This window comes from Bradyrhizobium septentrionale, from assembly GCF_011516645.4.
GTDB classification, from domain to species: Bacteria; Pseudomonadota; Alphaproteobacteria; order Rhizobiales; family Xanthobacteraceae; genus Bradyrhizobium; species Bradyrhizobium septentrionale.
Window position 1 is genome coordinate 1,664,243 of the sequence record NZ_CP088285.1, and the last position, 23,258, is coordinate 1,687,500.

The 23,258-nt window shown below is 64.5% G+C and carries 20 protein-coding genes, 1 tRNA gene and 1 pseudogene (1 of these 22 cut by a window edge); 17 read left to right on the top strand and 5 right to left on the bottom strand.

Features of this window, described 5'->3' with window-relative positions:
* Positions 1 to 240: 240 nt before the first annotated feature.
* A tRNA-Met gene (locus HAP48_RS09825) sits at positions 241 to 317 on the bottom strand.
* 327 nt (positions 318 to 644) lie between these two features.
* On the opposite strand from HAP48_RS09825, the gene HAP48_RS09830 reads away from it, so the two are divergent.
* The 3 genes from HAP48_RS09830 (at position 645) to HAP48_RS09840 (ending at position 4,817) form a co-directional block, all read left to right on the top strand.
* Positions 645 to 2,078, top strand: a complete 1,434-nt coding sequence (locus HAP48_RS09830) for a coniferyl aldehyde dehydrogenase (RefSeq protein WP_166213938.1) — start codon at positions 645 to 647, stop codon at positions 2,076 to 2,078.
* Between the two features lie 123 nt (positions 2,079 to 2,201).
* Positions 2,202 to 3,812, top strand: coding sequence for a GMC family oxidoreductase (locus tag HAP48_RS09835; RefSeq protein WP_166213937.1), 1,611 nt, complete (start codon positions 2,202 to 2,204; stop codon positions 3,810 to 3,812).
* A gap of 489 nt (positions 3,813 to 4,301) precedes the next feature.
* Entirely contained in the window at positions 4,302 to 4,817 is a 516-nt protein-coding gene (locus tag HAP48_RS09840; protein WP_166213936.1) for a CvpA family protein, read from the top strand.
* 52 nt (positions 4,818 to 4,869) lie between these two features.
* Here HAP48_RS09840 and HAP48_RS09845 read toward each other — a convergent pair whose 3' ends face one another.
* Entirely contained in the window at positions 4,870 to 6,204 is a 1,335-nt protein-coding gene (locus HAP48_RS09845; RefSeq protein WP_166202952.1) for an IS1182 family transposase, read from the bottom strand.
* Positions 6,205 to 6,402: 198 nt separating this feature from the next.
* Here HAP48_RS09845 and HAP48_RS09850 point away from each other — a divergent pair, with 198 nt between their 5' ends.
* From HAP48_RS09850 to HAP48_RS09880, 7 genes are all read left to right on the top strand, one after another.
* The gene (locus tag HAP48_RS09850) at positions 6,403 to 7,185 is read left to right on the top strand and encodes an SDR family oxidoreductase (RefSeq protein ID WP_029079681.1); all 783 of its coding nucleotides are present in this window, start codon (positions 6,403 to 6,405) and stop codon (positions 7,183 to 7,185) included.
* Entirely contained in the window at positions 7,182 to 8,171 is a 990-nt protein-coding gene (locus HAP48_RS09855) for an NADPH:quinone reductase (protein ID WP_166213935.1), read from the top strand. The genes HAP48_RS09850 and HAP48_RS09855 overlap by 4 nt, the downstream gene beginning before the upstream one ends.
* A gap of 215 nt (positions 8,172 to 8,386) precedes the next feature.
* Positions 8,387 to 9,235 (top strand): MBL fold metallo-hydrolase, encoded by an 849-nt coding sequence (locus tag HAP48_RS09860; protein ID WP_166213934.1) that lies wholly within the window; start codon positions 8,387 to 8,389, stop codon positions 9,233 to 9,235.
* Positions 9,236 to 9,375: 140 nt separating this feature from the next.
* The gene (locus tag HAP48_RS09865; protein ID WP_166213933.1) at positions 9,376 to 10,218 is read left to right on the top strand and encodes a fumarylacetoacetate hydrolase family protein; all 843 of its coding nucleotides are present in this window, start codon (positions 9,376 to 9,378) and stop codon (positions 10,216 to 10,218) included.
* Positions 10,219 to 10,402: 184 nt separating this feature from the next.
* Entirely contained in the window at positions 10,403 to 11,017 is a 615-nt protein-coding gene (locus tag HAP48_RS09870) for a glutathione S-transferase family protein (RefSeq protein WP_166213932.1), read from the top strand.
* A 25-nt stretch (positions 11,018 to 11,042) separates the two neighbouring features.
* The gene (locus tag HAP48_RS09875) at positions 11,043 to 12,233 is read left to right on the top strand and encodes a serine hydrolase domain-containing protein (RefSeq protein ID WP_166213931.1); all 1,191 of its coding nucleotides are present in this window, start codon (positions 11,043 to 11,045) and stop codon (positions 12,231 to 12,233) included.
* Positions 12,234 to 12,307: 74 nt separating this feature from the next.
* Entirely contained in the window at positions 12,308 to 13,180 is an 873-nt protein-coding gene (locus HAP48_RS09880; RefSeq protein WP_166213930.1) for an MBL fold metallo-hydrolase, read from the top strand.
* 184 nt (positions 13,181 to 13,364) lie between these two features.
* On the opposite strand, the gene HAP48_RS09885 is transcribed toward HAP48_RS09880, so the two are convergent.
* Positions 13,365 to 13,907, bottom strand: a complete 543-nt coding sequence (locus HAP48_RS09885; protein WP_166213929.1) for a methylated-DNA--[protein]-cysteine S-methyltransferase — start codon at positions 13,905 to 13,907, stop codon at positions 13,365 to 13,367.
* Between the two features lie 156 nt (positions 13,908 to 14,063).
* Between HAP48_RS09885 and HAP48_RS09890 the strand changes: the two genes are divergently transcribed.
* Positions 14,064 to 14,873, top strand: a complete 810-nt coding sequence (locus tag HAP48_RS09890) for an alpha/beta fold hydrolase (RefSeq protein WP_166213928.1) — start codon at positions 14,064 to 14,066, stop codon at positions 14,871 to 14,873.
* Between the two features lie 161 nt (positions 14,874 to 15,034).
* On the opposite strand, the gene HAP48_RS09895 is transcribed toward HAP48_RS09890, so the two are convergent.
* On the bottom strand, positions 15,035 to 15,490 hold the full coding sequence (locus HAP48_RS09895; protein WP_166216634.1) for a carboxymuconolactone decarboxylase family protein: 456 nt from the start codon (positions 15,488 to 15,490) through the stop codon (positions 15,035 to 15,037).
* Between the two features lie 110 nt (positions 15,491 to 15,600).
* Here HAP48_RS09895 and HAP48_RS09900 point away from each other — a divergent pair, with 110 nt between their 5' ends.
* The 5 genes and pseudogenes from HAP48_RS09900 to HAP48_RS09925 all read left to right on the top strand — a co-directional run bounded on the left by HAP48_RS09900 (position 15,601) and on the right by HAP48_RS09925 (position 20,985).
* Entirely contained in the window at positions 15,601 to 16,329 is a 729-nt protein-coding gene (locus HAP48_RS09900) for a sigma-70 family RNA polymerase sigma factor (protein ID WP_166213927.1), read from the top strand.
* Between the two features lie 63 nt (positions 16,330 to 16,392).
* Positions 16,393 to 17,648: pseudogene (locus HAP48_RS09905) on the top strand (M20/M25/M40 family metallo-hydrolase).
* Between the two features lie 339 nt (positions 17,649 to 17,987).
* Complete coding sequence (locus HAP48_RS09915) at positions 17,988 to 18,662, top strand: GntR family transcriptional regulator (protein ID WP_166213926.1); 675 nt, start codon at positions 17,988 to 17,990, stop codon at positions 18,660 to 18,662.
* A gap of 57 nt (positions 18,663 to 18,719) precedes the next feature.
* Positions 18,720 to 19,520 (top strand): phytanoyl-CoA dioxygenase family protein, encoded by an 801-nt coding sequence (locus HAP48_RS09920; RefSeq protein WP_166213925.1) that lies wholly within the window; start codon positions 18,720 to 18,722, stop codon positions 19,518 to 19,520.
* A 157-nt stretch (positions 19,521 to 19,677) separates the two neighbouring features.
* Positions 19,678 to 20,985 carry an NAD(P)H-dependent oxidoreductase gene (locus tag HAP48_RS09925; RefSeq protein WP_166213924.1) on the top strand — a complete coding sequence of 436 codons (1,308 nt, stop codon included), beginning with the start codon at positions 19,678 to 19,680 and terminating at the stop codon, positions 20,983 to 20,985.
* A gap of 210 nt (positions 20,986 to 21,195) precedes the next feature.
* Here the strand turns inward: HAP48_RS09925 and HAP48_RS09930 are convergent, their stop codons facing one another.
* Entirely contained in the window at positions 21,196 to 22,281 is a 1,086-nt protein-coding gene (locus tag HAP48_RS09930) for an NAD-dependent epimerase/dehydratase family protein (protein ID WP_166213923.1), read from the bottom strand.
* A 314-nt stretch (positions 22,282 to 22,595) separates the two neighbouring features.
* On the opposite strand from HAP48_RS09930, the gene HAP48_RS09935 reads away from it, so the two are divergent.
* Positions 22,596 to 23,258, top strand: partial view of a TRAP transporter substrate-binding protein gene (locus tag HAP48_RS09935; RefSeq protein WP_166213922.1) — the 5' portion only. 426 nt of this gene lie beyond the right edge of the window; the window shows 663 of its 1,089 coding nt (coding positions 1-663); its start codon is at positions 22,596 to 22,598; its stop codon lies off the right edge, out of view.

Genomic DNA, 23,258 nt, shown 5'->3' on the forward strand with positions numbered 1-23,258 from the left:
ATGTACAAGCACGGCAAAGGGTATCGCTGCATGCCCGGCCCCATAGTGGAAGGGGTTAAGACTATCAAGCGCACTCTTCGCGAACCAGAAAAAGGGATTAGCTCAAGCCGTTTTTGGGAAGTGGAATTCAGAACGGGAAGCGTGGCGGGTCGCTTCCCTGATGGTGGCGACAGGGCTCAAAAGAAAGCCGCCCTCCTCGGGCGGCCCTCTTGAAAAACCTCATCAAATCAGAGACTTGTTTGGTTGCGGGGATAGGATTTGAACCTATGACCTTCAGGTTATGAGCCTGACGAGCTACCGGGCTGCTCCACCCCGCGTTAAACCGTTGCATGCCTTGCTGAAAGAGAGCCTGAGCCGGTCGGCCAACGCATCAGATGGCGCCGATCGATCCGTCCGGAGGCTTCCTGAGAAGGCGACCCGGGCCGAAGCCGTCGGGTGCGAGGGGTATGTATCAACGTGAGTGCGGTTTGGAAAGCCCCGGATGCGGGTTTTTGAGGTTTTTGTGACGCCGAAATCTGTGGTTTTCCTAGCAAATTTACCGCCGGGAACCCGCTCTTGCCAGATCGCGCGCAAAAGCGGAGCTTGGCGCCCAACAAAATCCGTCAAGGAAATGTCATCCGAGGGGGAACGCCGAGGGGGATGCCATGGACCGGCCATTGAAGAGCCCGGGGCTGTACGCGCTTGAGGAGGCCTTTCACCGCCAGTTCGAGCTGTCGCGGAGCGAGCCCGCGCCGACATTGCAGGCGCGGCTCGACCGGCTGCGCCGCCTGCGCGCCGCGCTGACCGAGAACGAGGCGCGATTCGAGGCGGCGATCTCGGCCGATTTCGGCCACCGCTGCACCGTCGAGACTGCGATCGCCGAGACCATGCTGGTGCTCAGCGAGATCAAGCATGCGGCCAAGCACCTCAAGGGCTGGATGACGCCCGAGAGGATCCCGACCACGGTGCAGTTCGCGCCGGCCAAGAACCGGTTGATCCCGCAGCCACTCGGCGTGGTCGGCATCATCGCGCCCTGGAACTATCCGCTGCAGCTGACCTTGGCGCCCGCGGTCGCCGCGATTGCGGCCGGAAACCGCGCGATCATCAAGCCGAGCGAACTGGTGCCGCGGTTCGCCGAGCTGCTAGCCGAGGTGACTGCGAAGAAATTCGACACGACCGAGCTCGCGGTCACCGATATCGACGACGACATCGCAAAGGCCTTTGCCGCATTGCCGTTCGACCATCTGATCTTCACCGGCTCGACCCGGGTCGGACGGCTGGTCGCCGAAGCCTGCGGCCGCAATCTGACGCCGGTGACGCTCGAGCTCGGCGGCAAGTCGCCGGTGATCGTCGACGGCTCCGCCGATATCGACGAAGCCGCGCAACGCATCGCCTATGGCAAGCTGCTCAATGCCGGCCAAACCTGCATCGCTCCCGACTACGCGCTGGTGCCGCAGACCGCGGTGCAGCCTTTCGCGATGCGGCTGCAGGGCCACATCCAGCACATGTTGGGCACCGATCCCAGGAACGCCGACTACAGCTCGATCGTCTCGGACCGGCATTACACGCGGCTGGAGGGCCTGGTTGCCGACGCCGCCGCGAAGGGCGCGACCATCATGCAACCGGCGGCGCCGAACGATCCCGAGTGGAAGGCGAGGCGCAAATTCCCGCCCACCGTGATCGTCGACGCCACGCCCGAGATGACCGTGATGCAGGAGGAGATCTTTGGACCGCTGCTGCCGGTCATGGGCACGCGCGACGCGACCGAGGCGATCACCTTCGTCAACAAGCGCGACCGCCCGCTGGCGCTGTACTGGTTCGGCACTGACAATGCCGCCCGCGACGAGGTGCTGGCGCGCACGGTATCAGGCGGCGTCACCGTCAACGACTGCCTGTTCCATTTCGCCCAGGCCTATCAGCCGATGGGCGGCGTCGGTGCGTCCGGCACCGGCGCCTATCACGGCGAATGGGGATTCAAGACGCTGACCAAGCTGAAGCCGGTGTTCTACCGCTCGCGCTTCAACCGGCTCGCCGATCTCTATCCGCCCTATGGCGCGAAGATCGCGCGGCTGGAGAAGCTGATGCGGCTGTTGTCGTAACCATTCACACCGTCATTGCGAGGAGCGAAGCGACGAAGCAATCCATGCTTCCGCTCGCGGAGAGGTGGATTGCTTCGCTACGCTCGCAATGACGGATAACAACAAAGACAGAGGGAACCATACGTGACTGACACATTCGATTTCGTGGTGGTGGGCGCAGGCTCCGGCGGCTGCGCGGTGGCGGGGCGGTTGTCGGAGGATCCGGCGAGCTCGGTGGCGCTGCTCGATGCCGGCGGCAAGAACGACAACTGGGTCGTCACCACGCCCGGCGCCATCATTCTCATGCTGTCCGGCAAGATCAACAACTGGGCATTCGACACGGTGCCGCAGAAGGGCCTGAACGGCCGCATCGGCTATCAGCCGCGCGGCAAGGGCCTCGGTGGCTCAAGCGCCATCAATGCCATGGTCTATATCCGCGGGCATCGCGCCGATTACGATCACTGGGCTTCGCTCGGCAATACGGGCTGGAGCTACGACGACGTCCTGCCCTACTTCAAGCGTTCGGAGCACAACACCGAGCTCGACGGCGAATATCACGGCAAGGGCGGGCCGCTCAACGTCACGGGCCTGCAGTCCGACAATCCGGTCAAGGAGATGTTCCTGCAGGGCGCGCGCGAGGCGCAGTTCCGGATCCGCGACGATTTCAACGGCGCCGAACAGGAAGGCCTCGGCATCTACCAGGTGACCCAGAGGAATGGGGAGCGCTGGAGCGCAGCGCGCGGCTACATCCACCCCCACATGGGCCGCCGGCCCAACCTGCGCATCGAGACCCAGGCGCAGGCGACCCGCATCATCTTCGAGGGCAAGCGTGCCGTCGGCGTCGAATACATGCAAGGCAAGCAGAAGAAGGTGCTGCGCGCGCGGCGCGAGGTCATCCTCTCGGCCGGTGCGTTCCAGTCGCCGCAATTGATGATGCTGTCGGGCGTCGGTGACGCCGCGGCGCTCGGCAAGCACGGCATCGCCAGCGTGCATCATCTGCCGGGTGTCGGGCAGAACCTGCAGGATCACCCCGATTTCGTGTTCGGCTTCGCCTCCGACGCACCTTATTTCTCGGGGCTGTCGTGGGGCGGCATCGGGCGGATCATCAAGGGCATCGGGCAATACCGGCGCGAGCGGCGGGGCCCGATGACCTCGAACGTCGCCGAATGCGGCGGCTTCCTGAAGACGCGACCGGAGCTCGAAATCCCCGACATCCAGCTGCATTTCTGCATGGCCATGGTGGAAGACCACGGCCGCAAGCCGCGCTGGGGCACCGGCTTTTCCTGCCATGTCTGCCTGCTGCGGCCCAAGAGCCGCGGCAGCGTGTGGCTGAACAGCGCCGACCCGCTGGCAGCTCCCGCGATCGATCCGAACTTCTTCGGCGAGGACAGCGACGTCGAGACCATGGTCGCTGGCTTCAAGATGACGAAGCGGCTGCTCGACGCGCCGGCGCTGCGCGCGCTGCAGCAGAAGGACATGTTCACATCAGATGTCCGCACCGATGACGACATCCGCAGCATCCTGCGGGCGCGCTCCGACACGGTCTATCACCCGGTCGGCACCTGCAGGATGGGCACCGACGATCCGCTTGCGGTGGTCGATCCGAAGCTGCGCGTGCACGGGCTCGAAGCCTTGCGCGTGGTCGATGCCTCGATCATGCCGACCTTGATCGGCGGCAACACCAATGCGCCGACCATCATGATCGGCGAAAAGGCCGCCGACATGATCAAGGCGGAGATGCAAACGTCAGCGTGACTCTTTCCGTTCCCTCCCCCCTGGTGGGCGCTTGCGAGGGAGGCGCGCTGCCAAAATATCGAAAACAACCCCATGCAAAGTAGCCGGTGGTGGCCGGCGTTCGACCAGGCTACTTGACACGTCGGGCAACTCATGGAGATTCTTCTAATATTCCGAAATCGCGCAGACGCACGCTCACCCCAGGGCGTATGGCATTCGCGTGCTTCTGCAACCGATGTTTCCAAGTCGTCTTTCCAAGTCGTCTTGGCCGATAGCCATATGCGATAGCCCTGCCCACTAGAGGGGAGGGAGCCCGCGAGCTGTGCGTGTGGCTTGATTGCAGTTCGCCGTTATCCGCTGCTGATGATGATTTCTTTACCGACGTCGAATAGATCGGACATCGACAGGTTCCCGGATTGAAGCGGACGATTGAAAGCTACAATTGTCCCTGATGTAAGCCAGTTTCATCAACCGGGGAACCGCGGCAGATTGGGGCACGGATTCCCTTCCATGAACCTGTTCGACGTTGTCGTGATCCTCGGCTTGCTGTTCGCGGTGGTCACCGGCTTCACGACCGGCCTGCTGCGCAGCGCGATCACGATCCTGGCCTATCTCGTCGCCATGCCGCTCGCGGTCGCCGCGATGGCGATGATCGGGCCGCACATCGCGACGCTTCCGTCGTCGCCGTTTCCGCCCAACGGCGTGCTGCTGTTCGGCCTGTTTCTGCTGATCGGCGTCATCCTCGGAAAGATGGCGCGGACGATGCTCGACGACACCATCGGTGCGGAGATCGGGATCGGCGACCAGCTCGGCGGCGCGCTGCTCGGCGCGATCAGGGTCGGCCTCGTCGTGACCACGCTGGTTGTGGTGTTCGATCAGCTGGTGCCGATTGCCAGGCAGCCGCAATTCCTCAACGGATCGCAATTGCGGCCATTGTTCTCCGCGGCCGGACAGGCCGGATTCCGCTCATTTCCGCCCGAAGCCGCCATGGCGATCGAGCGGCTGCGGCGGGAGCAGCGCATCTAGGAGCCCGTCCAGATATGTTTTCGTGACGGGCATTTGTTGTAGAGTAGCAGGCTCAGGCTGCGTTTGCGAGGTTGAACAGCTTGAGGAGGTTATGGACGGTGCAGATCATTGTCCACTCGGCGCGCACTTTCTCGATGCCCCGCAACAGGAACTGGCGGAAGCCTCTTGCCTGTTTGATCTGCCCGAACACCGGCTCCACCACTTGCTTTCGCAATCGGTAGGGTGTTTCGAAGCCGCCATCGTCGATCTTCTTTCGCATGGCCTGTGTCAGCGGGCCGCCGACTTTTCCGTTCGCTACTGTCGGGTGTTTGGCGCGTCCGGGCGCGACATAGCCATCGATGCTGCGTGTGTCGAGCGCTTCGAGATTGGCTTCGCTGCAGTAGCCGGAATCCGCTGAGGCCTGCCGCGGCTTGCGGCCAAGATTGCTCTCGATGGCCTCGATCAGGGGCACCAACTGGCCCTGATCGCTGCCGTGCTGGGTCAGTTCTTGCGCGACAATGATCTGGGCATGTGCATCGACGGCCGCCTGGGCATTATAGGCCTGAACGAAGCCATCCTTCGACTTCATGATGCGGCTTTCCGGATCGGTGAAGTTGCGTTGCGCCTTGGGATTGGGTTCCTCCGATGGCAGCGCCGCCGGTTTGCCCGGCTTCTTGCGGCCTTCGGCCTGGCGCTGCTGTTCCTTTTCGGCCTCGATGCGGCGCTCTTCCTCCGCCGCCAGTTTGGCGTCCGCTTCCAGCGCCGCCATCGCTTGCTGGATCTTCGCCAGCCGTTTCTGCTTGTCGACGGTCCAGTCCGGCAGTTCGTCGCTGTTGCCGAAAGTCTCATCCTCCGAGGCATCCGCCGCCTCGGCGGCCGCCAGCATGCGAGCGACCTCGGCCTTCAATTCCGCCTCGCGCTTCTTCATGCGCTCATAACTCATCGCCTTGTGTTTCGACGCGTTCGCCTTGATCTTCGTACCATCCAGCGCGACATGACCGAGCTTGACCAGCCCGGCCGTCTCGCACAACTTCAGAACCTGCACGAATAGCGCGCCGAGCGCCTTCAAATGTCGCTTGCGAAAGTCGCTGATCGTCCGAAAATCCGGCGCATCCAGCGCCACGATCATCACAAAATCGTTCCGCTCCCGGCAGGCCTTGGCAATCCGACGCGACGAATACAGCCCACTCGCATAGCTATGCAGCAGCAGCGCCACCATCATCCGCGGATCAAACGGCGGCTGCCCAAGCCCGCTCACATAGCTGCCCATGATCTCCCTGAGATCGAGGCTCTCCCGCACCAGATCAACCATAAACCGCGAGACATGGCCTTTCGGCACGAAGTCCTGCACATTCGGCGGCAGAAGCAGCGTCTGATCGATGTTCCAAGGCCGAAAATACTTGCTCATCGCCCAATGTTGAATCAGACCCGACCAGATTTGAACAGCGACTATCCAGACAAGCTCCTAGCCTGCCGCGCTCACCCGCCTGTTCCGATCCGGCATGCACTTATGCATTGCACCTCCCTTACTGGCGCCGCCGGGCTTGGCTAGACTGGCGCCATCAAAACCTTACAAACCGACCCAACATCACAGGGAGTGAAACTCGTGGATCTTGGAATCAAAGGCCGCCGCGCCATCGTCTGCGCATCGAGCAAGGGACTGGGCCGCGCCTGCGCGATCGCGCTCGCCAATGAGGGCGTGCATGTCACGCTGACGGCGCGCGGCGCCGAGGCGCTGAAGCAGACCGCCGACGAGATCCGTAAAGGCCATCCCGCCGTCACCGTCACCGAGATCGTCGGCGACATCACGACCCCGGCAGGACGCGAAGCCGTGCTCAAGGCCTGCCCCGATCCGGATATCCTGATCAACAATGCGGGTGGCCCGCCGCCCGGCGACTTCCGCAACTGGACCCGCGACGACTGGATCAAGGCAATCGACGCCAACATGCTGACGCCGATCGAGCTGATCAAGGCGACCGTCGACGGCATGATGGCTCGCAAGTTCGGTCGCATCGTCAATATCACCTCGGCGGCGGTGAAGGCGCCGATCGAGATTCTCGGCCTCTCCAACGGCGCCCGCGCCGGCCTCACCGGCTTCGTCGCCGGCCTGTCGCGCAAGACCGTGATCAACAACGTCACCATCAACGGCCTGCTGCCGGGCCCGTTCGACACCGACCGTCTGCGCGGCACCGGCAAGGCGGAAGCCGAAAAGCGCGGCCTTTCGATCGAGGCTGTCATGACCGAGCGCGCCAAGCTGAACCCCGCCGGCCGCTTCGGTCATCCCGATGAATTCGGCTACGCCTGCGCCTTCCTGTGTGGCGACAAGGCCGGCTTCATCACCGGGCAGAACATCCTGCTCGATGGCGGCGCCTTCCCCGGTACGCTGTGAGAGCGGTCTGGTACGAGCGGACAGGCGCGGCGCCGACGGTGCTCACCGTCGGCGAGATGCCGACGCCTGATGCGGCCCCCGGCGAGGTCCGGGTTCGTCTCGAGGCTTCAGGCGTCAATCCGGCCGATGTCGGCCGCCGCAGCGGCAACTATCGCGCGATGGAATTTCTACGCGTGATCCCGAACAGCGACGGCGCCGGGATCATCGACCAGGTCGGTGAAGGCGTCACCCGCTTTGCGGTCGGCGACCGGGTCTGGCTGTTCAACGGCCAGCGCAACGGCCGCGCCTTCGGCACCGCAGCCGAGTACATCACGCTTGCCGATTATCTGGTGACGCCGCTGCCGCCGGACGTGTCGTTCGCGGCAGGTGCTACGCTCGGCATTCCCTGCATGACCGCGTGGTGTGCGCTGTTTGCCGACGGTCCGATCGCGGGGCAGACGGTGCTGGTCACCGGCGGCGCCGGCGCGGTCGGCCACTATGCCGTGCAGCTCGCGAAATGGGGCGGTGCGCGCGTCATCGCCACCGTGAGTTCGCAGGCCAAGGACGTGGAAGCCCGGCTTGCCGGTGCCGACACGGTCGTCAACTACCGGACCGAGGACGTCGTCTCGAAGGTGATGGCGTTCACCGAGAACCGCGGCGTCGACCGCGTGATCGACGTCGATTTCGGCGGCAACCTCGCGACCACGCTGAAGATCATGGCGATGAACTCGACGATCGCGGTCTACGCCACCAACGGCAACCGCACGCCGACGCTGCCGGTGCGCGAATTGATGGAGAAATGCGTCACGGTGCGCTCGCTGGTGCTGTTCGCACTGCCGCGGCCACTGCTCGCGGCCGCGCAGGCCGATATCACGAAGTGGCTGGAGTCGGGCACCCGGGTGCACAACATCGCCGGCCAGTTCGCGTTGGCGGAGACCGCCGACGCCCATCTCGCCGTCGAGAAGGGCGACAAGGTCGGCACCGTGATCGTCGACTGCGCGCGGTGATAGGCACGCTCTCTTCCCCCTCTCCCCGTTCTTACGGGGAGAGGGTTGGGGTGAGGGGCTTCCACCGCAAAGACGGTGAAGATGGAGTCTACACAAGCTCCCCCTCACCCGGATCGCATTCCGCTTCGCTGCATGCGATCCGACCTCTCCCCGCAAGCGGGGCGAGGTAAAGTGAGCAACGCGAACGAGAGAAACAAAAAACCGGGACACGCCGCATGCAATGGACGATCGGCAAGGTCAAGATCACAAAAGTCGTCGAGCTCGAGACCGTCGGCAGCACGCGCTTCATCCTGCCGCTGGCCGGCCGGGAGGAGATCCAGAGCCTGCCCTGGCTGATCCCGCATTTCGCCAACGAGGAGGGCCGGCTGAAAATGTCGATCCATTCGCTGCTGGTGGAAACGCCGGAGCACCGAATCATCGTCGATACCGGGCTCGGCAACGACAAGCAGGGCCGCAATGTACCGACCTGGAACAACCGCAGCGATCCGTTCCTGGAGAAGCTGACCGCGGCCGGATTTTCCCCTGACAGCATCGATACCGTGCTGTGCACGCATCTGCACGTCGACCATGTCGGCTGGAACACGAAGCTCGTCGACGGCAAATGGGTGCCGACCTTCGCCAAGGCGCGTTACGTGTTCGGCAAGACCGAATACGACTACTGGCGCGACCATAGCGACGATCCCGCCCACGCCGTCGTGTTCGCGGACTCCGTGAAACCAATCGCGGATGCCGGCAAGGCCGAGCTGGTGCCGAGCGACCACCGGCTGACCGAGGAGATCACGCTGATCCCGACGCCGGGTCACAGCCCCGGCCACATGAGCATCCATATCAAATCCGGCGGCGAGCAAGCGCTGCTGACCGGCGATGCCGCGCATCATCCCTGCCAGATGTATCACCTCGACTGGTCTGCGACCGTGGATTCCGATCCGAAGCAGTCGGCCGCGACGCGGCGCGACTTGTTCTCGCGCTTTGCCGATACGCCGACGCTGGTGATCGGCGGGCATTTCAGTGCCGGCCACATCCAGCGCGACGGCGACGCGTTCCGCTTCATCGCGCTGGGGTGATCGGCCCGAACTGGCCTTGAAATAAGGCTTGGCTGCAATGCACCGCGCTCATGGCGGTTGAATTTCCCGGCGCGCTGTTCCATGAAGCGTGTCGAGGTATACCAGTAACAATCCTCAGGACATCGTAGGGAGTGATCAACATGAAGCTTGTTCGTTATGGCGAAAAGGGTGCGGAAAAGCCCGGTCTGATCGACAAATCCGGCCAGCTGCGCGACCTCTCGGCCCAACTCAAGGACCTCACCGGCGACGCCTACGCGCCGGACTCACTGAAGAAGCTTGCTGGCCTCGATCCCGCCTCCCTGCCCGCCGTCTCTGGCAAGCCGCGCTTCGGTGCCCCGGTCACCGGCATCTCCAAATTCGTCGCGATCGGCCTGAACTATTCCGACCACGCCAAGGAAACCGGCGCGGCGATCCCGACCGAACCGATCATCTTCATGAAGGCGAACACCTCCCTGAGCGGCCCGAACGACGCGGTCGAAAAGCCGCGCGGCTCGACCAAGCTCGACTGGGAAGTCGAGATCGCCGCGATCATCGGCACCCGCGCCAAATATGTCTCGGAAGCCGACGCGCTGAACCACGTCGCCGGCTATTGTGTCTGCAACGACGTCTCCGAGCGCAACTTCCAGACCGAGCGGCTCGGACAGTGGACCAAGGGCAAGTCGCACGACACGTTCGGCCCGGTCGGCCCCTGGCTCGTCACCAAGGACGAGATCAAGGACGTGCAAGACCTGTCGATGTGGCTCGACGTCAACGGCCAGCGCCGCCAGACCGGCTCGACCAAGACCATGATCTTCTCGATGGCGAAGTGCATCGCCTACGTCTCGCAGTTCATGACGCTGCTGCCCGGTGACATCATCACCACCGGCACCCCGCCCGGTGTCGGCCTCGGCATGAAGCCGCCAACCTTCCTCAACGTCGGCGACGTCGTGACGCTCGGCATCGAAGGTCTCGGCGAGCAGCGCCAGGAAATCGTCGCGGCGTAATTTGCGGGATCGTCATCCTGAGGAGCGCGCAACGCGCGCGTCTCCAAGGATGAGCCAAGGACGCCGTCACCCAAGCGCTCGAAGGGTGACGGAAGCGCATCGATCACTCCCCATCCTTCGAGACGCGCGCCCAAGGGCGCGCTCCTCAGGATGACGACTGTGTGTTCGGAAAGAGGTCATCTCCATGAAACTCACCTTCTCTCCCGCCTCCCCGTTCGCCCGCAAGGTGCGCATCGCGGCGATCGAGCTTGGTCTGATCGACAAGATCGAGCTGGTGCCGGCCAGTGTCGCGCCGGGACAGGCCAACGACGAATACTCGAAGATCTCGCCGTTGAAGAAACTGCCGGTGCTGATCCTCGACCATGGCGACGTGATTCTGGATTCCTACGTCATCGTCGAATATCTCAACGAGATCGGCGGCGGCCGGCTGATCCCGGGCTACGGCCCGCGGCGCTGGAAGCTGAAGACCGATCACTCGCTGATCAACGGTATGCTCGATTCCATGCTGCTGTGCCGCTACGAGAAGATGGTGCGGCCGCAGGGCTCGCTGTGGCAAGCCTGGTACGACGATCACTGGAACAGGGCCTGGGCCGGCATGGCGCGGTTCGAGAACCGGCCGGACGTGCTGGACGGTTCGTCGTTCGACATCGCGCAGATCGGCCTCGTTTGCGTGCTCGGCTATGCCGACTTCCGCTTCGCCGATAGCGGCTGGCGCAAGGCCTATCCCAAGCTCGACGCCTTCTACCAGAAAATGCTGGAGCGGCCGTCGGTGAAGATCTCGGCGCCGCCTGCGGCATAGCGGAAGAAGCCGGGGAGAAATGACGATGCGCCATCGCTTCCCCCGCCTCTCACGTCTCGGCGCGAGCCTCGCGCTCGCGTTGACGGCCTCAATCGCCAATCTGAGGGCCGACGATATGACACCTCGACAACAACGCCAGCCTTGCGGATCGCCGGCCGCGCTCGACGACGGTTGGGTGACTGCCTCGCCGGAAAGCGTCGGCATGGATAGTGAGCGACTGTGCGGCATCGCCGCGCGGCTCAGCCTGCGCAGCAGCGAGGTGCATTCCGTTGTCGTGGCACGTCACGGCAGACTGGTATTCGAGCAGTATTTTTCCGGCATCGACCAGCCGTGGGGCCAGCCCGAAGGCCGCACCGAATTCACCGCGACGACCAAGCACGACATGCGCTCGGCGACGAAGAGCGTAACGGCATTGCTGGTCGGCATCGCCATCGACCGCAAACTGATCGCCAGCGCCAATGAGCCCGTGGTGAAATTCTTTCCCGAGCATCATCAGGTGAAATCAGCCGGCTGGGACGCAATCACGCTGCACCATTTGCTGACGATGTCATCGGGCATCAAATGGGACGAGACGCTGCCCTGGACCGATCCCAACAACGACGAACCGCATCTCGCTTTCGATGCCGATCCGATCGGCTACGTGCTGGCCAAGCCGATCGCAGCACCCCCGGACACGCTGTGGACCTACAATGGCGGCGGCACCGATCTGCTCGGCAACATTATCGAGCAAGTCTCCGGCAAATCGCTCGAGGCGTTCGCGCGCGAGGTGCTGTTCGAGCCGCTCGGCATCACCGATTTCGAATGGAAGACCTACAAGAACGGCAAGATCGCTGCTGCGTCCGGCCTCAGGCTGCGGCCGCGCGACGCCGCAAAAATCGGCCAGCTCGTGCTCGATCACGGGCGATGGAAGGAGCAGCAGATCGTCCCGGCCGAGTGGATGGACCAGTCGATCGCACCGCACTTCCAGGCGGTCGGCTATTTCGGCGGCACGCTATTCTATGGCCATCAATGGTGGGTGGGGCGGTCATTTGCGGCGGGGAAAGAGATCAGGTGGGCCGGCGCCTTTGGTTGGGGCGGCCAGCGCATCATCGCCGTGCCCGATCTCGACCTTGTGATGATGACGACGGCAGCCCAGTACGGCCAACCGAAGGAAGGCCTTGCGGCAATGGATATCCTCACCAACATCATCATTCCCGCCGTGCGCGACGCGCACTAGAACTTTTTTACGCGTTTTCTTCACGCGAACCGGACTCCACTTCGCTCGAAAACGCTAACGCCGAAGGAATCACCATGAGCCTGAAATTTGCCGCCGGCGATCTCACCATTCATCGCATCGTCGAGCAGGAAACCACATTCCTGCCCGCGCATGAAATGCTGCCCGGGCTGACGCCGGAAGTCCTCGCGGAGAACCGCGCCTGGATGAAGGAAGCGGGCGCACTCGACGACAGCGACACGCTGATCCTGGCGTTCCAGTCCTACATCGTGAAGACGCCGCACCACACCATCCTGATCGACAGCTGCATCGGCAACGACAAGCCGCGGCCGGCGCGGCCGAAATGGAACATGAAGACCGACGACAGCTATCTGCGCGGCCTCGCGGCGGCGGGCTTTTCGGTCGGTGACATCGACTATGTGATGTGCACGCATCTGCACGTCGATCATGTCGGCTGGAACACGCGGCTGGAGAACGGCCGCTGGGTGCCGACCTTCCCGAACGCGCGTTACGTGTTCGACAAGACGGAGTTCGACTACTGGACCGAGAGCAACGCGAAAGCCGAGGTGCCGCCATTCGTGGACAGCGTGCTGCCGGTGGTCGAGGCCAAGCGGGCCGAGATTGTCGGCAATGATTTTGCGATCGGCGACCACGCGCGCATCCTGCCGACGCCCGGCCACACGCCGGGCCACGTCGCCTTCAGCTTCGGCCGCGGCAAGGACGATGCGGTGTTCGCCGGCGATTTGATGCACTCGCCGATCCAGACGCGCTATCCGGAGCTGTCGGCGAAGTTCGATGTCGACCAGGCGCAGGCGGCGAAGACGCGGCGGAGTTTCCTCGAGCGCTATTGCGACGCCGACACGCTGTGCTGCCCCGCGCATTTCCCCTCGCCCTCGGCCGGCAAGATCAAGCGGAAGGGGAACGGGTTTGTGTGCGAGACGGTGAGGTAGTATCGCCGCTCGCTCGGCTCACCTCGCCCCGCTTGCGGGGAGAGGTCGGATTGCATCGACAGATGCGATCCGGGTGAGGGGGCCCTCCGCAAATTCGGCTCTCAGTGTTCGCGCGGATAAAGCCCCTCACTCCAACCCTCTCCCCGTGAAGAACGGGGAGAGGGAGCCCGGAAAGACCGCTGCCTCAATCAAACAGACTCGGCGTGTGGTTCACGACCGCGCCTTCGATCTGCAGCATCTTCAGCTTGGTCACCACGCCGCCATTGGCCGAGAAGCCGCCCGGCTTGTTGCCTGCCGCCAGCACGCGGTGGCAGGGCACCACGATCGGGCACGGGTTGCGGCCCAATGCCTGGCCGACGTCGCGCGACAGCTCGACGCCGCCGAGCTGCTTGGCGATATCGCCATAGGTCACGGTCTTGCCGGGCGGGATCTTCCGCGCGATGTCGTAGACGCCGCGGTTGAATTCCGGCACGCCGTCGAGATCGAGCACGATGTCGGCGAGGTCGTTCGGCTTGCCGGCGAGCAGCTCGATCATGCCGTCGATCGCGTGCTGCACCTCGGCCGGCGGCGCCGCCTCGGTTACCTCGCCATTGCGCTGAAAAATCCGCTTGCGGGTCTTCTCTTCGGTGCCCATCGGCAGCTGCACGCCGGTAACGCCGTGCTCGCCCCAGACGACGCCGCAGGCGCCGATCATGGTCTCGAAGATTGCAAAATGCTGGCCGGTCATGGCTCGCTCCAGATGCTCCTTGATATGTCCCTTGGGCTCACGCGCGCGAGCCTGCTGCTGACCTGAAATCTAGGCTTGGAGAATGTTGCTATCCACCCGAATTCCGTGGGAACTTGGGCTAAATCAACAACATCTGCCCCGTCCGCGAGCCCCCAAATGCACAGCCTTCCCGTCAACGGTTTCGACATGCCCTATCTCGATGTCGGTGAGGGCACGCCGCTGGTCTGCGTGCACGGCTCGTTGTGCGATTTCCGGATCTGGTCGGCGGTGCTCGGCCCGCTGACGCGGGCGCATCGCGTCATCGCGGTCAGCCTGCGGCATTTCTTCCCGGCGCACTGGGATGGGGTCGGCGACACCTATTCGATCGCCCAGCATGTCGACGACATGATCGCCTTCATCGAAAAATTCGACACCAGGCCCGTCGACCTGATGGGGCATTCCCGCGGCGGCCACATCTGCTTCCGCGTCGCACAGCGGCGGCCGGACCTGCTGCGCAAGCTCGTCCTGGCCGAGCCCGGCGGTGAGCTCGACGGCACGCTCGATCCCGATTTCAAGCCGGGCCCCTCGCCGCTGGCGGCGCGGATCGCGGCCTCAGCCGACGTGATTGCCGGAGGCGACATCGATGGCGGCTTGCAGATATTCATGGACGCGCTCGAAGGCCCCGGCGCCTGGAAGCGGCTTCCGGCAACCTCCAAGCAACTGCTGCGCGACAACGCGACGACGCTGATCGGCCAGACCCGCGACCAGCGCCCACCGTTCTCGAAGGCGGATGCGGAGGCGATCAAGACGCCAACACTGTTCATCGGCGGCGCCAACACCAAGGGCATGCTGCCGAAGGTGCTGCACGCCCTCGCCGCCAATGTGCAGGGCGCACGCACCGAGATGATCCCGGGCACCACGCATCCGATGTTCGAGCAGGCGCCGCAACGATACTGCGAGATCGTACTGGAGTTTCTGGCGACGTAGGCGCGGTGCCTCTCAACCTCGCCCCGCTTGCGGGGAGAGGTCGGATCGTATCGCAAGATGCGATCCGGGTGAGGGGGTACAGGTCCAACTAATTGCGTCACTCGCGGAGAAGGCCCCTCACCCCGACCCTCTCCCCATGAAGAACGGGGAGAGGGAGAAGATCACACCTTCCAAACACCAACCGGCTGGCGCACCGCGACGTTCAGCCGGTTCCAGACGTTGATCGCAGCGATCCCCAGCACCAGGGATGCCAGCTGCTGCTCATTGAAATGCTTCGCCGCCTCGTCCCACACCGCATCCGTCACCGGATCCTCGCGGTCGCTGAGCCGGGTCACCGCTTCCGTCAGCGCCAAAGCGGCGCGCTCGGCGTCGGTGAAATAGGGCGTATCGCGCCAGGCGCCGACCGCGAACAACCGCTCGTCGGTCTCGCCGGCGCGGCGGGCGAGTTTTGGGTGCATATCGACGCAGACACTGCAGCCATTGATCTGGCTGGCGCGCAGATGGACCAGCTCGAGCAGCTTTTCCGGCAAAGCCTGTTTGGTGCTCTCGCTGAGCGCCTGCAGCGCCTTCATGGCATCGGGAACAACCATCACCGGATGGTTCATGCGGGCTTTCATCATGTCACTCTCCTGATTTGCTTTTTGACGTCGCCGCGCCGATCTGCTGTCACATCGGCCCACTTTCGTTCGTCATCGCCATGACGGAGCGGACAAAGGGAATGTGACCGATGGACGAGAAAAAGTTTCTGGCGGAACAGTTCGAGGCCAACCGGCCACGCTTACGGGCCGTGGCCTACCGCATGCTGGGCTCGACCGCCGAGGTCGACGATGCCGTGCAGGAAGCCTGGCTGCGGCTGGGCCGTACCGACACTGCTGCGGTCGACAATCTCGGGGGATGGCTGACCACGGTGGTCGCGCGCATCTGCCTCGACATGCTCCGCTCGCGCAAATCGCGGCGCGAGGAGCCGATCGGCCCGCACGTGCCGGAGCCGGTCACAGAGAATCCGTCCGAGCGCGAGACCGAGATGGCTGATTCCGTCGGCGCGGCGCTGCTCGTGGTGCTGGAAACGCTGGCGCCGGCCGAGCGGCTGGCTTTCGTGCTGCACGACATGTTCGCGGTGCCGTTCCAGGAGATCGCGCCGATCGTCGGCCGCACGCCGGCCGCCGCGCGGCAACTCGCCAGCCGCGCCCGGCGCCGCGTGCAGGGCGCGCAACGGCTCGGGTCACTGCCGGTGATCCGCGGCGCCGCAGCGGTCGCCGAAAGCTTCAAGGGACGCGCACAAGCGGCGCGGCCCGCGCTGGTCGACGGCGGGATCGGCGTTGCCGTCATCTTCGGCGGCGCGCTGCGCGTCGTGCTGCGGGTCACGATTTCAGGTGACAGGATCGCGGCGATCGATGCGACCGCCGATGCCGCCGCGATCGAGACACTTGATGTCGAGGTGCTCGACCGCACCTGACGCGGCTGGAGGCTGAAGGGTCGCGATGCTATCGTTCTCCCGCGCCACCAAGGGAGGACAATCATGAAACGATCCATCAAGTTGCTCGCGTCGGCCGGCGTGTTGTCGCTCGCCCTCGCCTCGTCCCCCGCCTTTGCTGCCGCAGATGAAAAGCTGCGCGCGGCCGCCGAGCAGGCCCAGCCGGCCGTGATCGAGAGCCTGCATGACATGGTTCTGATCGAGTCAGGCTCCAGCGATGTCGAGGGCCTGAAGAAGATGGCCGACTATACCGAAGCGCGGCTGAAGGCGCTCGGCGCCAGGACCGAGCGGCGGAAGACCACGCGCGGCGCCGGCGCCGACATGGTGATCGGCACCTTTGAAGGCAGCGGCAGCAAGAAGCTGATGCTGATCGCGCATATGGACACCGTCTATGAGCACGGCATCCTCGATACCCAGCCCTACAAAGTCGACGGCAACAGGATCTACGGGCCCGGCATTGCCGACGACAAGGGCGGCATCGCCGTCATCCTGCATTCGCTCAAGATCCTGAACGATGCGGGCTGGCGCGACTACGCCAAGCTCACCGTGTCGTTCAATCCGGATGAAGAGGTCGGCTCGATCGGTTCCGGCGAGATCATCGCCGAGCTTGCCGACCAGCACGATGTGGTGCTGTCCTGCGAGCCGACGGTCGCGCCGCCGGTCGCCAGGAACGAGAGCCTGCTGCTCGGCGCCAGCGGCACCGCCACCGGCACAATGGATGTAAAGGGCAAGGCCTCGCATGCCGGCGCCGCGCCGCAGCTCGGCCGCAACGCGCTGATGGAGCTGGCGCATCAATTGCTGCAGACCCAGGACGTCGCGAAATCGATACCCGGCACGCAGCTGAACTGGACCACCGCGAAGGCCGGCACCGTGCGCAACCAGATCCCCGACCACGCCAGCGCAGGCGCCGACATCCGCCTCACCATTCCTGATGGCGTCGAGAAACTGCAGGCCGCGCTCGACGAGAAGGCGAAGAACAAACTGATCGCCGACACCGAAGTGACGGTGAGATCGCCGCAGGCCGTCCGCCGTTCGTGGCCAGCGATCGCGGCCGCGCGCTCGCGAAACAGGGACAGGCGATCTATGCCGAACTCGACCGCAAGCTGGATATCGCCGAGATGACCGGCGGCGCAACCGACGCCGGCTACGCTGCGCGCAGCGGCAAAGCGATCGTCGTCGAAAGCTTCGGCCTCGCCGGCTGGGGCTATCACGCCCGCGACGAATTCATCGACACCAACTCGATCGTGCCGCGGCTCTATCTGATGACGCGGATGCTGATGGATCTCGGCAAGGCGAAGTAGCGGGCGGCGAACAAGTGGACGTTTCTGCTGCCGATCGGCGCACCGGCAGTTCATCGTTCGCGCCTGCGCCCGGGGCCACCCACCCTCCCCCACTGTTCAGACCGGGGAGATGGCGGACGTGTGTTCGGAGACATCGTGGACACTTTCTGGTCCTCGGTCGAGAGTCCGGAGGTCGACCGTGCTGCGACGAACATCGGCCTTGCGGGTCCCGTGCTTCGCAAAATCATCCCGTTCTCAGTCACTTAGAGCCATCACAAACTGGAGCCTTGACCTCTCCTGCCACCAGCAGTAGCTTGATTTCCGAACACGGAATTCCGTATTCCAATTTGGACTGATGGCATGATCCCGTTGGACCCGCTTCCGAACCTGATCGACCAGGTCTACGGCCGGCTGCTTGAGGCGATCATCGACCGCACGCTGCTGCCCGGCCAGCGCATCACCCAAAACGAGCTTGCCGAGAAGCTCGGCGTCTCGCGCCAGCCGATCTCGCACGCGCTGCATCTGTTGCATCGCCAGGGCCTCGTCGCAGAGAGCGGCAAGCGCGGCTTCGAGGTGACGCAGCTCGATCCGCGGCGCATCCGCGAGCTTTACGAGGTCCGGGGCGCCATCGATGCGCTGGCGGCGCGGCTCGCCGCGAGGCGTGTGAAGGAGGATTCCGTTGCACGCACCCAGCTCGAAGCCGCGCTCGAAGCCGGGCGCACGATCGACGACAACGTGCCGCTGGCACGCCTGATCGCGCTTGATGTCGACTTCCACAGCGCGATCTATCGGCTCGCCGGCAATTCCGCGATCGAGGAAATGATCGCGCCGCAATGGCCGCATATGCGCCGCTCGATGGCGACCGTGCTCGCCGAGCTGGATTACCGCGGCAGCGCCTGGACCGAACACGAGACCATCGCCGCGCATGTTTTCTCCGGCCATGCCGCAGCCGCAGAAGCCGCAGCGCTGGCACATGCGCAGACCGCAGGACGCATGACGGAAGAGAAGCTGAGAGCGATCGACGTGGCGGCGTGAGCAGGATCGTCACGCCGCCGCAAGAACGAAGACCAATAATCAAAGGAGGAAAGCACCATGAAACTGACCCAAGAGCAGGTCGAATTTTTCCATCGCGAAGGCTGGCTGTTCCTGCCCGAGCTGTTCAGCCCGGAAGAAGTCGACTTCCTCGCGCGCGAGGCGGTCTCGATCTATGACGCCAACCGCCCCGAAGTCTGGCGCGAGAAGAGCGGCGCGCCGCGCACCGCATTCGCCGCGCATCTCTACAACGAGGCGTTCGGCCTCCTCGGCGCGCATCCGCGCATGATCGACCCGATCGAGCAGCTGTTCGGCGAGAAGGTCTACATGCACCAGTTCAAGATCAACGCGAAGGCGGCCTTCACCGGCGACGTCTGGCAGTGGCACCAGGACTACGGCACCTGGAAGCGCGATGACGGCATGCTGGAGCCGCGCGCGATGAACATCGCGATCTTCCTCGACGAGGTGATGCCGATCAACGGCCCCTTGATGCTGGTGCCGCAGAGCCAGACCGCGGGCGATCTGAAGGCGTCGCATGATCTCGAGACCACGTCCTACCCGCTGTGGACGCTGGACGAAGAGACGGTGACCCGCCTCGTGAAGCAGGGCGGCATCGTCGCCCCGACCGGCAAGCCCGGCGGCATGCTGATGTTCCACGGCAATCTGGTGCACGGATCGAGCGGCAACATTACGCCCTATCCGCGCAAGATCGTCTACCTGACGCTGAACGCGGTCTCGAACTATATCCGCACCCCGACGCGGCCGGAGTACATCGCGCACCGCGACTTCACGCCGATCCAGACGGTGGCCGACGACGCGCTGCTGCGGCTCGCCCGTGCACCGCGGCAGGCGGCGGAGTAAACTCGCTCGTGCCCCGGACGCAGCGCAGCGCGAAGCAATGCGCTGCTGAGCCGGGGCCCACACTCTAGTTCAACTTCCTCCATGGGTCCCGGCTCTGCGGAGCAGCACTTCGTGCCGCACCGCGTCCGGGACAGGGCAATGATCCCGGATACCCATCATGAACCTGCATCACCTCCTCAAAACTCGCGCCGCCGCCGGCAAGCCGGTTCGCGTCGCCCTGATCGGCGCCGGAAAATTCGGCTCGATGTTCCTGTCGCAGGTGCCGCACACGCCGGGGCTCGAGGTGCCTGTGATCGTCGACATCGACCGCGAGCGCGCGCGCGAGGCGTGCCGCACGGTCGGCTGGGACGACGCGCGGATCGGCGCAACCACCTTCACCGACGACGGCGCGCGCGCCATCGCCGGCGGCGCATTCGATGTCGTGGTGGAAGCGACCGGAAATCCCGCCGTCGGCATCCGCCATGCCCGCGCGGCGATCGCCGCCGGCAAGCATGTCGTGATGGTCAATGTCGAGGCCGACGTGCTGGCCGGGCCGCTGCTTGCCGAAGAGGCGCGCAAGGCCGGCGTGGTCTACTCACTTGCCTATGGCGACCAGCCGGCGCTGACGGCGGAGATGGTCGACTGGGCCCGCGCGACCGGCTTTCACGTCGTCGCCGCCGGCAAGGGCACCAAATACCTGCCGGCCTATCACGATGTGACGCCGGAAGGCGTGTGGCAGCATTACGGGCTCACCGCCGGCGAAGCGCAATCCGCCGGCATGAACCCGCAGATGTTCAATTCCTTCCTCGACGGCACCAAATCCGCGATTGAGATGGCGGCGATCGCCAACGCCTGCACGCTCGACGTTCCCTCGGAGGGATTGCTGTTTCCGCCCTGCGGCGTCGATGACCTGCCGCATGTGATGCGACCGCGCGACAAGGGCGGCGTGCTGGAGAAATCCGGCATTGTCGAGGTGGTGTCGTCGCTGGAGCGCGACGGCCGCCCGGTATTCCGCGATCTGCGCTGGGGCGTCTATGTGGTGCTGGAGGCGCCGAACGATTATGCCGCGGACTGCTTCAGGCAGTATGGCCTCAAGACCGATTCGTCCGGCCGCTATGCCGCGATGTACAAGCCGTATCATCTGATCGGGCTCGAGCTGAATATTTCCGTGCTGTCGGCGGCGCTGCGCAACGAGCCGACCGGACAGCCGCGCGGCTTCCGCGGCGACGTCGCAGCGGTGGCCAAACGCAACCTGCGCGCCGGCGAGATGCTCGACGGCGAAGGCGGCTACACGGTGTGGGGCAAATTGATGCCCGCCGCCGCCAGCCTCGCCGCCGGCGCACTGCCGATCGGGCTCGCGCACCGCGTCAAGCTGAAGAATGACGTCGCCCACGGCGCCGTGGTGCGCTGGAGCGATGTCGAGGTCGACGAGGCCAACGACACGATCAAGACGCGCAAGGCGATGGAGAAGGCGTTCTCGCGCTGACGCCTCCCGTCCACTCAGCTCATAGCGAGGCTGCTCTTCACCTCTCCCCGCGCTTTGCGGGGAGAGGTCGGATCGCATCGCAAGATGCGATCCGGGTGAGGGGCAAGGCACACTGCTCAACGAGCCGCGAAGTGCTCACCGGATGGAGCCCTCACCCCGCCCTCTCCCCGCAAGAGCGGGGCGAGGGAGACGAGAGAGTGCGGGCTGAGCTCACGGCAGCAGCCGGCTCGCCTTCGCCAGCTTGAACCATTTGCGGAACATCGCTTCCGTATCCATCATCTCGGTGAAGCCGGCCTGGTTGATCTTCACCGTCGAGACGATCGAGGGCGGGCCGGACTCGGTCTGCCCGTAGCGCATGCTGTAATCGGCATATTGGAACGACAGGCCGACGAACTCTTCGAGGCCAGGTGCGATCAGATCGTGCTTCTTGCGCAGCGCGTCCCACACTGCGATCCATTTTGGAGAATCCTGCGCCAACGACAACGGCACGGGCCGGCCCGGCGCCATCTCGAGCGCATCTGATACCGCCGGCCAGATATTCTCCCAGGTGAAGACGTCGCCATTGGTGACGTTGAAGGCCTCGTTGCGCGCAGCCTCCGCATCGCCCGACCAGGCGATCGCGCGCGCCAAGAGATCGACATCGACCGCCTGCGCGACGCGCGGCGCGCCGCCGGGATAATCCAGCGGCCTGCCCTGCTCGCGCAGCACCGCGGCATAGACGCCGAGCGGCGGGATCAGGTCCATCGCGCCGCCCATGGCTTCGCCGATGATCAAGACCGGGCGCAGGATGCTCCAGTGCCAGTCCTTGCCCCGCTGCAGCTCGCGCAAGAAATTCTCCTGCGCCCAATAGAAGTTCGGCTGCTCGTACATTTCCGAACGGCCCTCGCGCGCCGGCACCGTGAGCGGCCGGACATGCACGCCATAGGCCTTGGTGCCCTGCAGCAGCGCGACATGCTTGAGATCGGGCGCGACGGGCTCGAGCACGCCCATCAGATTGCGCAGCATCCGGTCGTTGGTCGCGATCTGCTCCGGATCGCGCCAGCCATCGACCAGGCTCGGGGCTTCATAAAGTGCGGCATAGATCAGGTGGGTCGCGCCGCCGAGCTCGGCCGCGGCGCGGCGGCAATCCTCCGCACTGGCGAGATTGATCGGCACGTGCCGCGCGCCGTGGAGATCGCGCGGCTTGCGGCGCGACAGCGCAATGCGCTCGCAATCTCCGGATGCGCCGAAGTGTCGCAAGGCGGCGCTGCCGACGAGGCCGGTCGCGCCGGCGACCACGACTTTCTTGGCGGCCATGTCTTCGAACTCCCATCAATCCACCTGTCCTGCGTAGCAGATCGCAGCAAAGGCGGCAGCGTCCGTCGCGGCGCCTGCCGGACGAAATCCGTCTGCGCCCGATTTCCTTCGCACCTGCGATGAAGGCAGGCGCTTGATTTCCTCCGGCAAACGATCATCCTGACCGGTGGAACCAGAGACTCGGATTTCCACGGACAAGAGCCCGTCGAGGGCCGCCGGACACACTCACCACAGCAACGTCGATCGATCGGCGAAGAAAAGACGACACCAAGATCGTTCCCTTGTCGAGCTATCGGCAAACAGGAGGGAATTGCATGAAGCGTCGTGAATTCTTGAAAGCAGGCGGCGTCGGCCTGGCTGCGACGGCGGTCGCGGCACCGGCGGTCGCACAATCGATGCCCGAAGTCAGATGGCGGCTCGCGGCAAGCTGGCCGAAAGCGCTCGATACGCTCTATGGCGGTTGTGAATTCTTCTGCAAGCGCGTCGCCGAGATCACCGACAATCGGTTCCAGATCCAGCCCTTCGCCTCCGGCGAGATCGTCCCGGGCCTGCAGGTGCTCGACGCCGTCTCCAACGGCACGGTCGAGATGGGCAACACTGCCCTGTATTACTACTGGGGCAAGAATCCCGCCTTCACCTTCGGCACCTCGCTGCCGTTCGGCCTCAACACCCGCCAGCATATTTCCTGGCTGCAGTGGGGCGGCGGCACCGATCTGCTCAACGACCTGCTCAAGGAATACAATTGCCTCGGCATTCCGACCGGTTCGACCGGCGCCCAGATGGGCGGCTGGTTCAGGAAGGAGATCAAGTCGTTGGCGGATTTCCAGGGGCTGAAATTCCGGGTCGGCGGCTTCGCCGGCACCATCATCGCCAAGGTCGGCGGCGTGCCGCAGCAGATCGCCGGCGGTGACATCTATCCGGCGCTGGAAAAAGGCACCATCGACGCCGCCGAATGGGTCGGGCCGTATGACGACGAA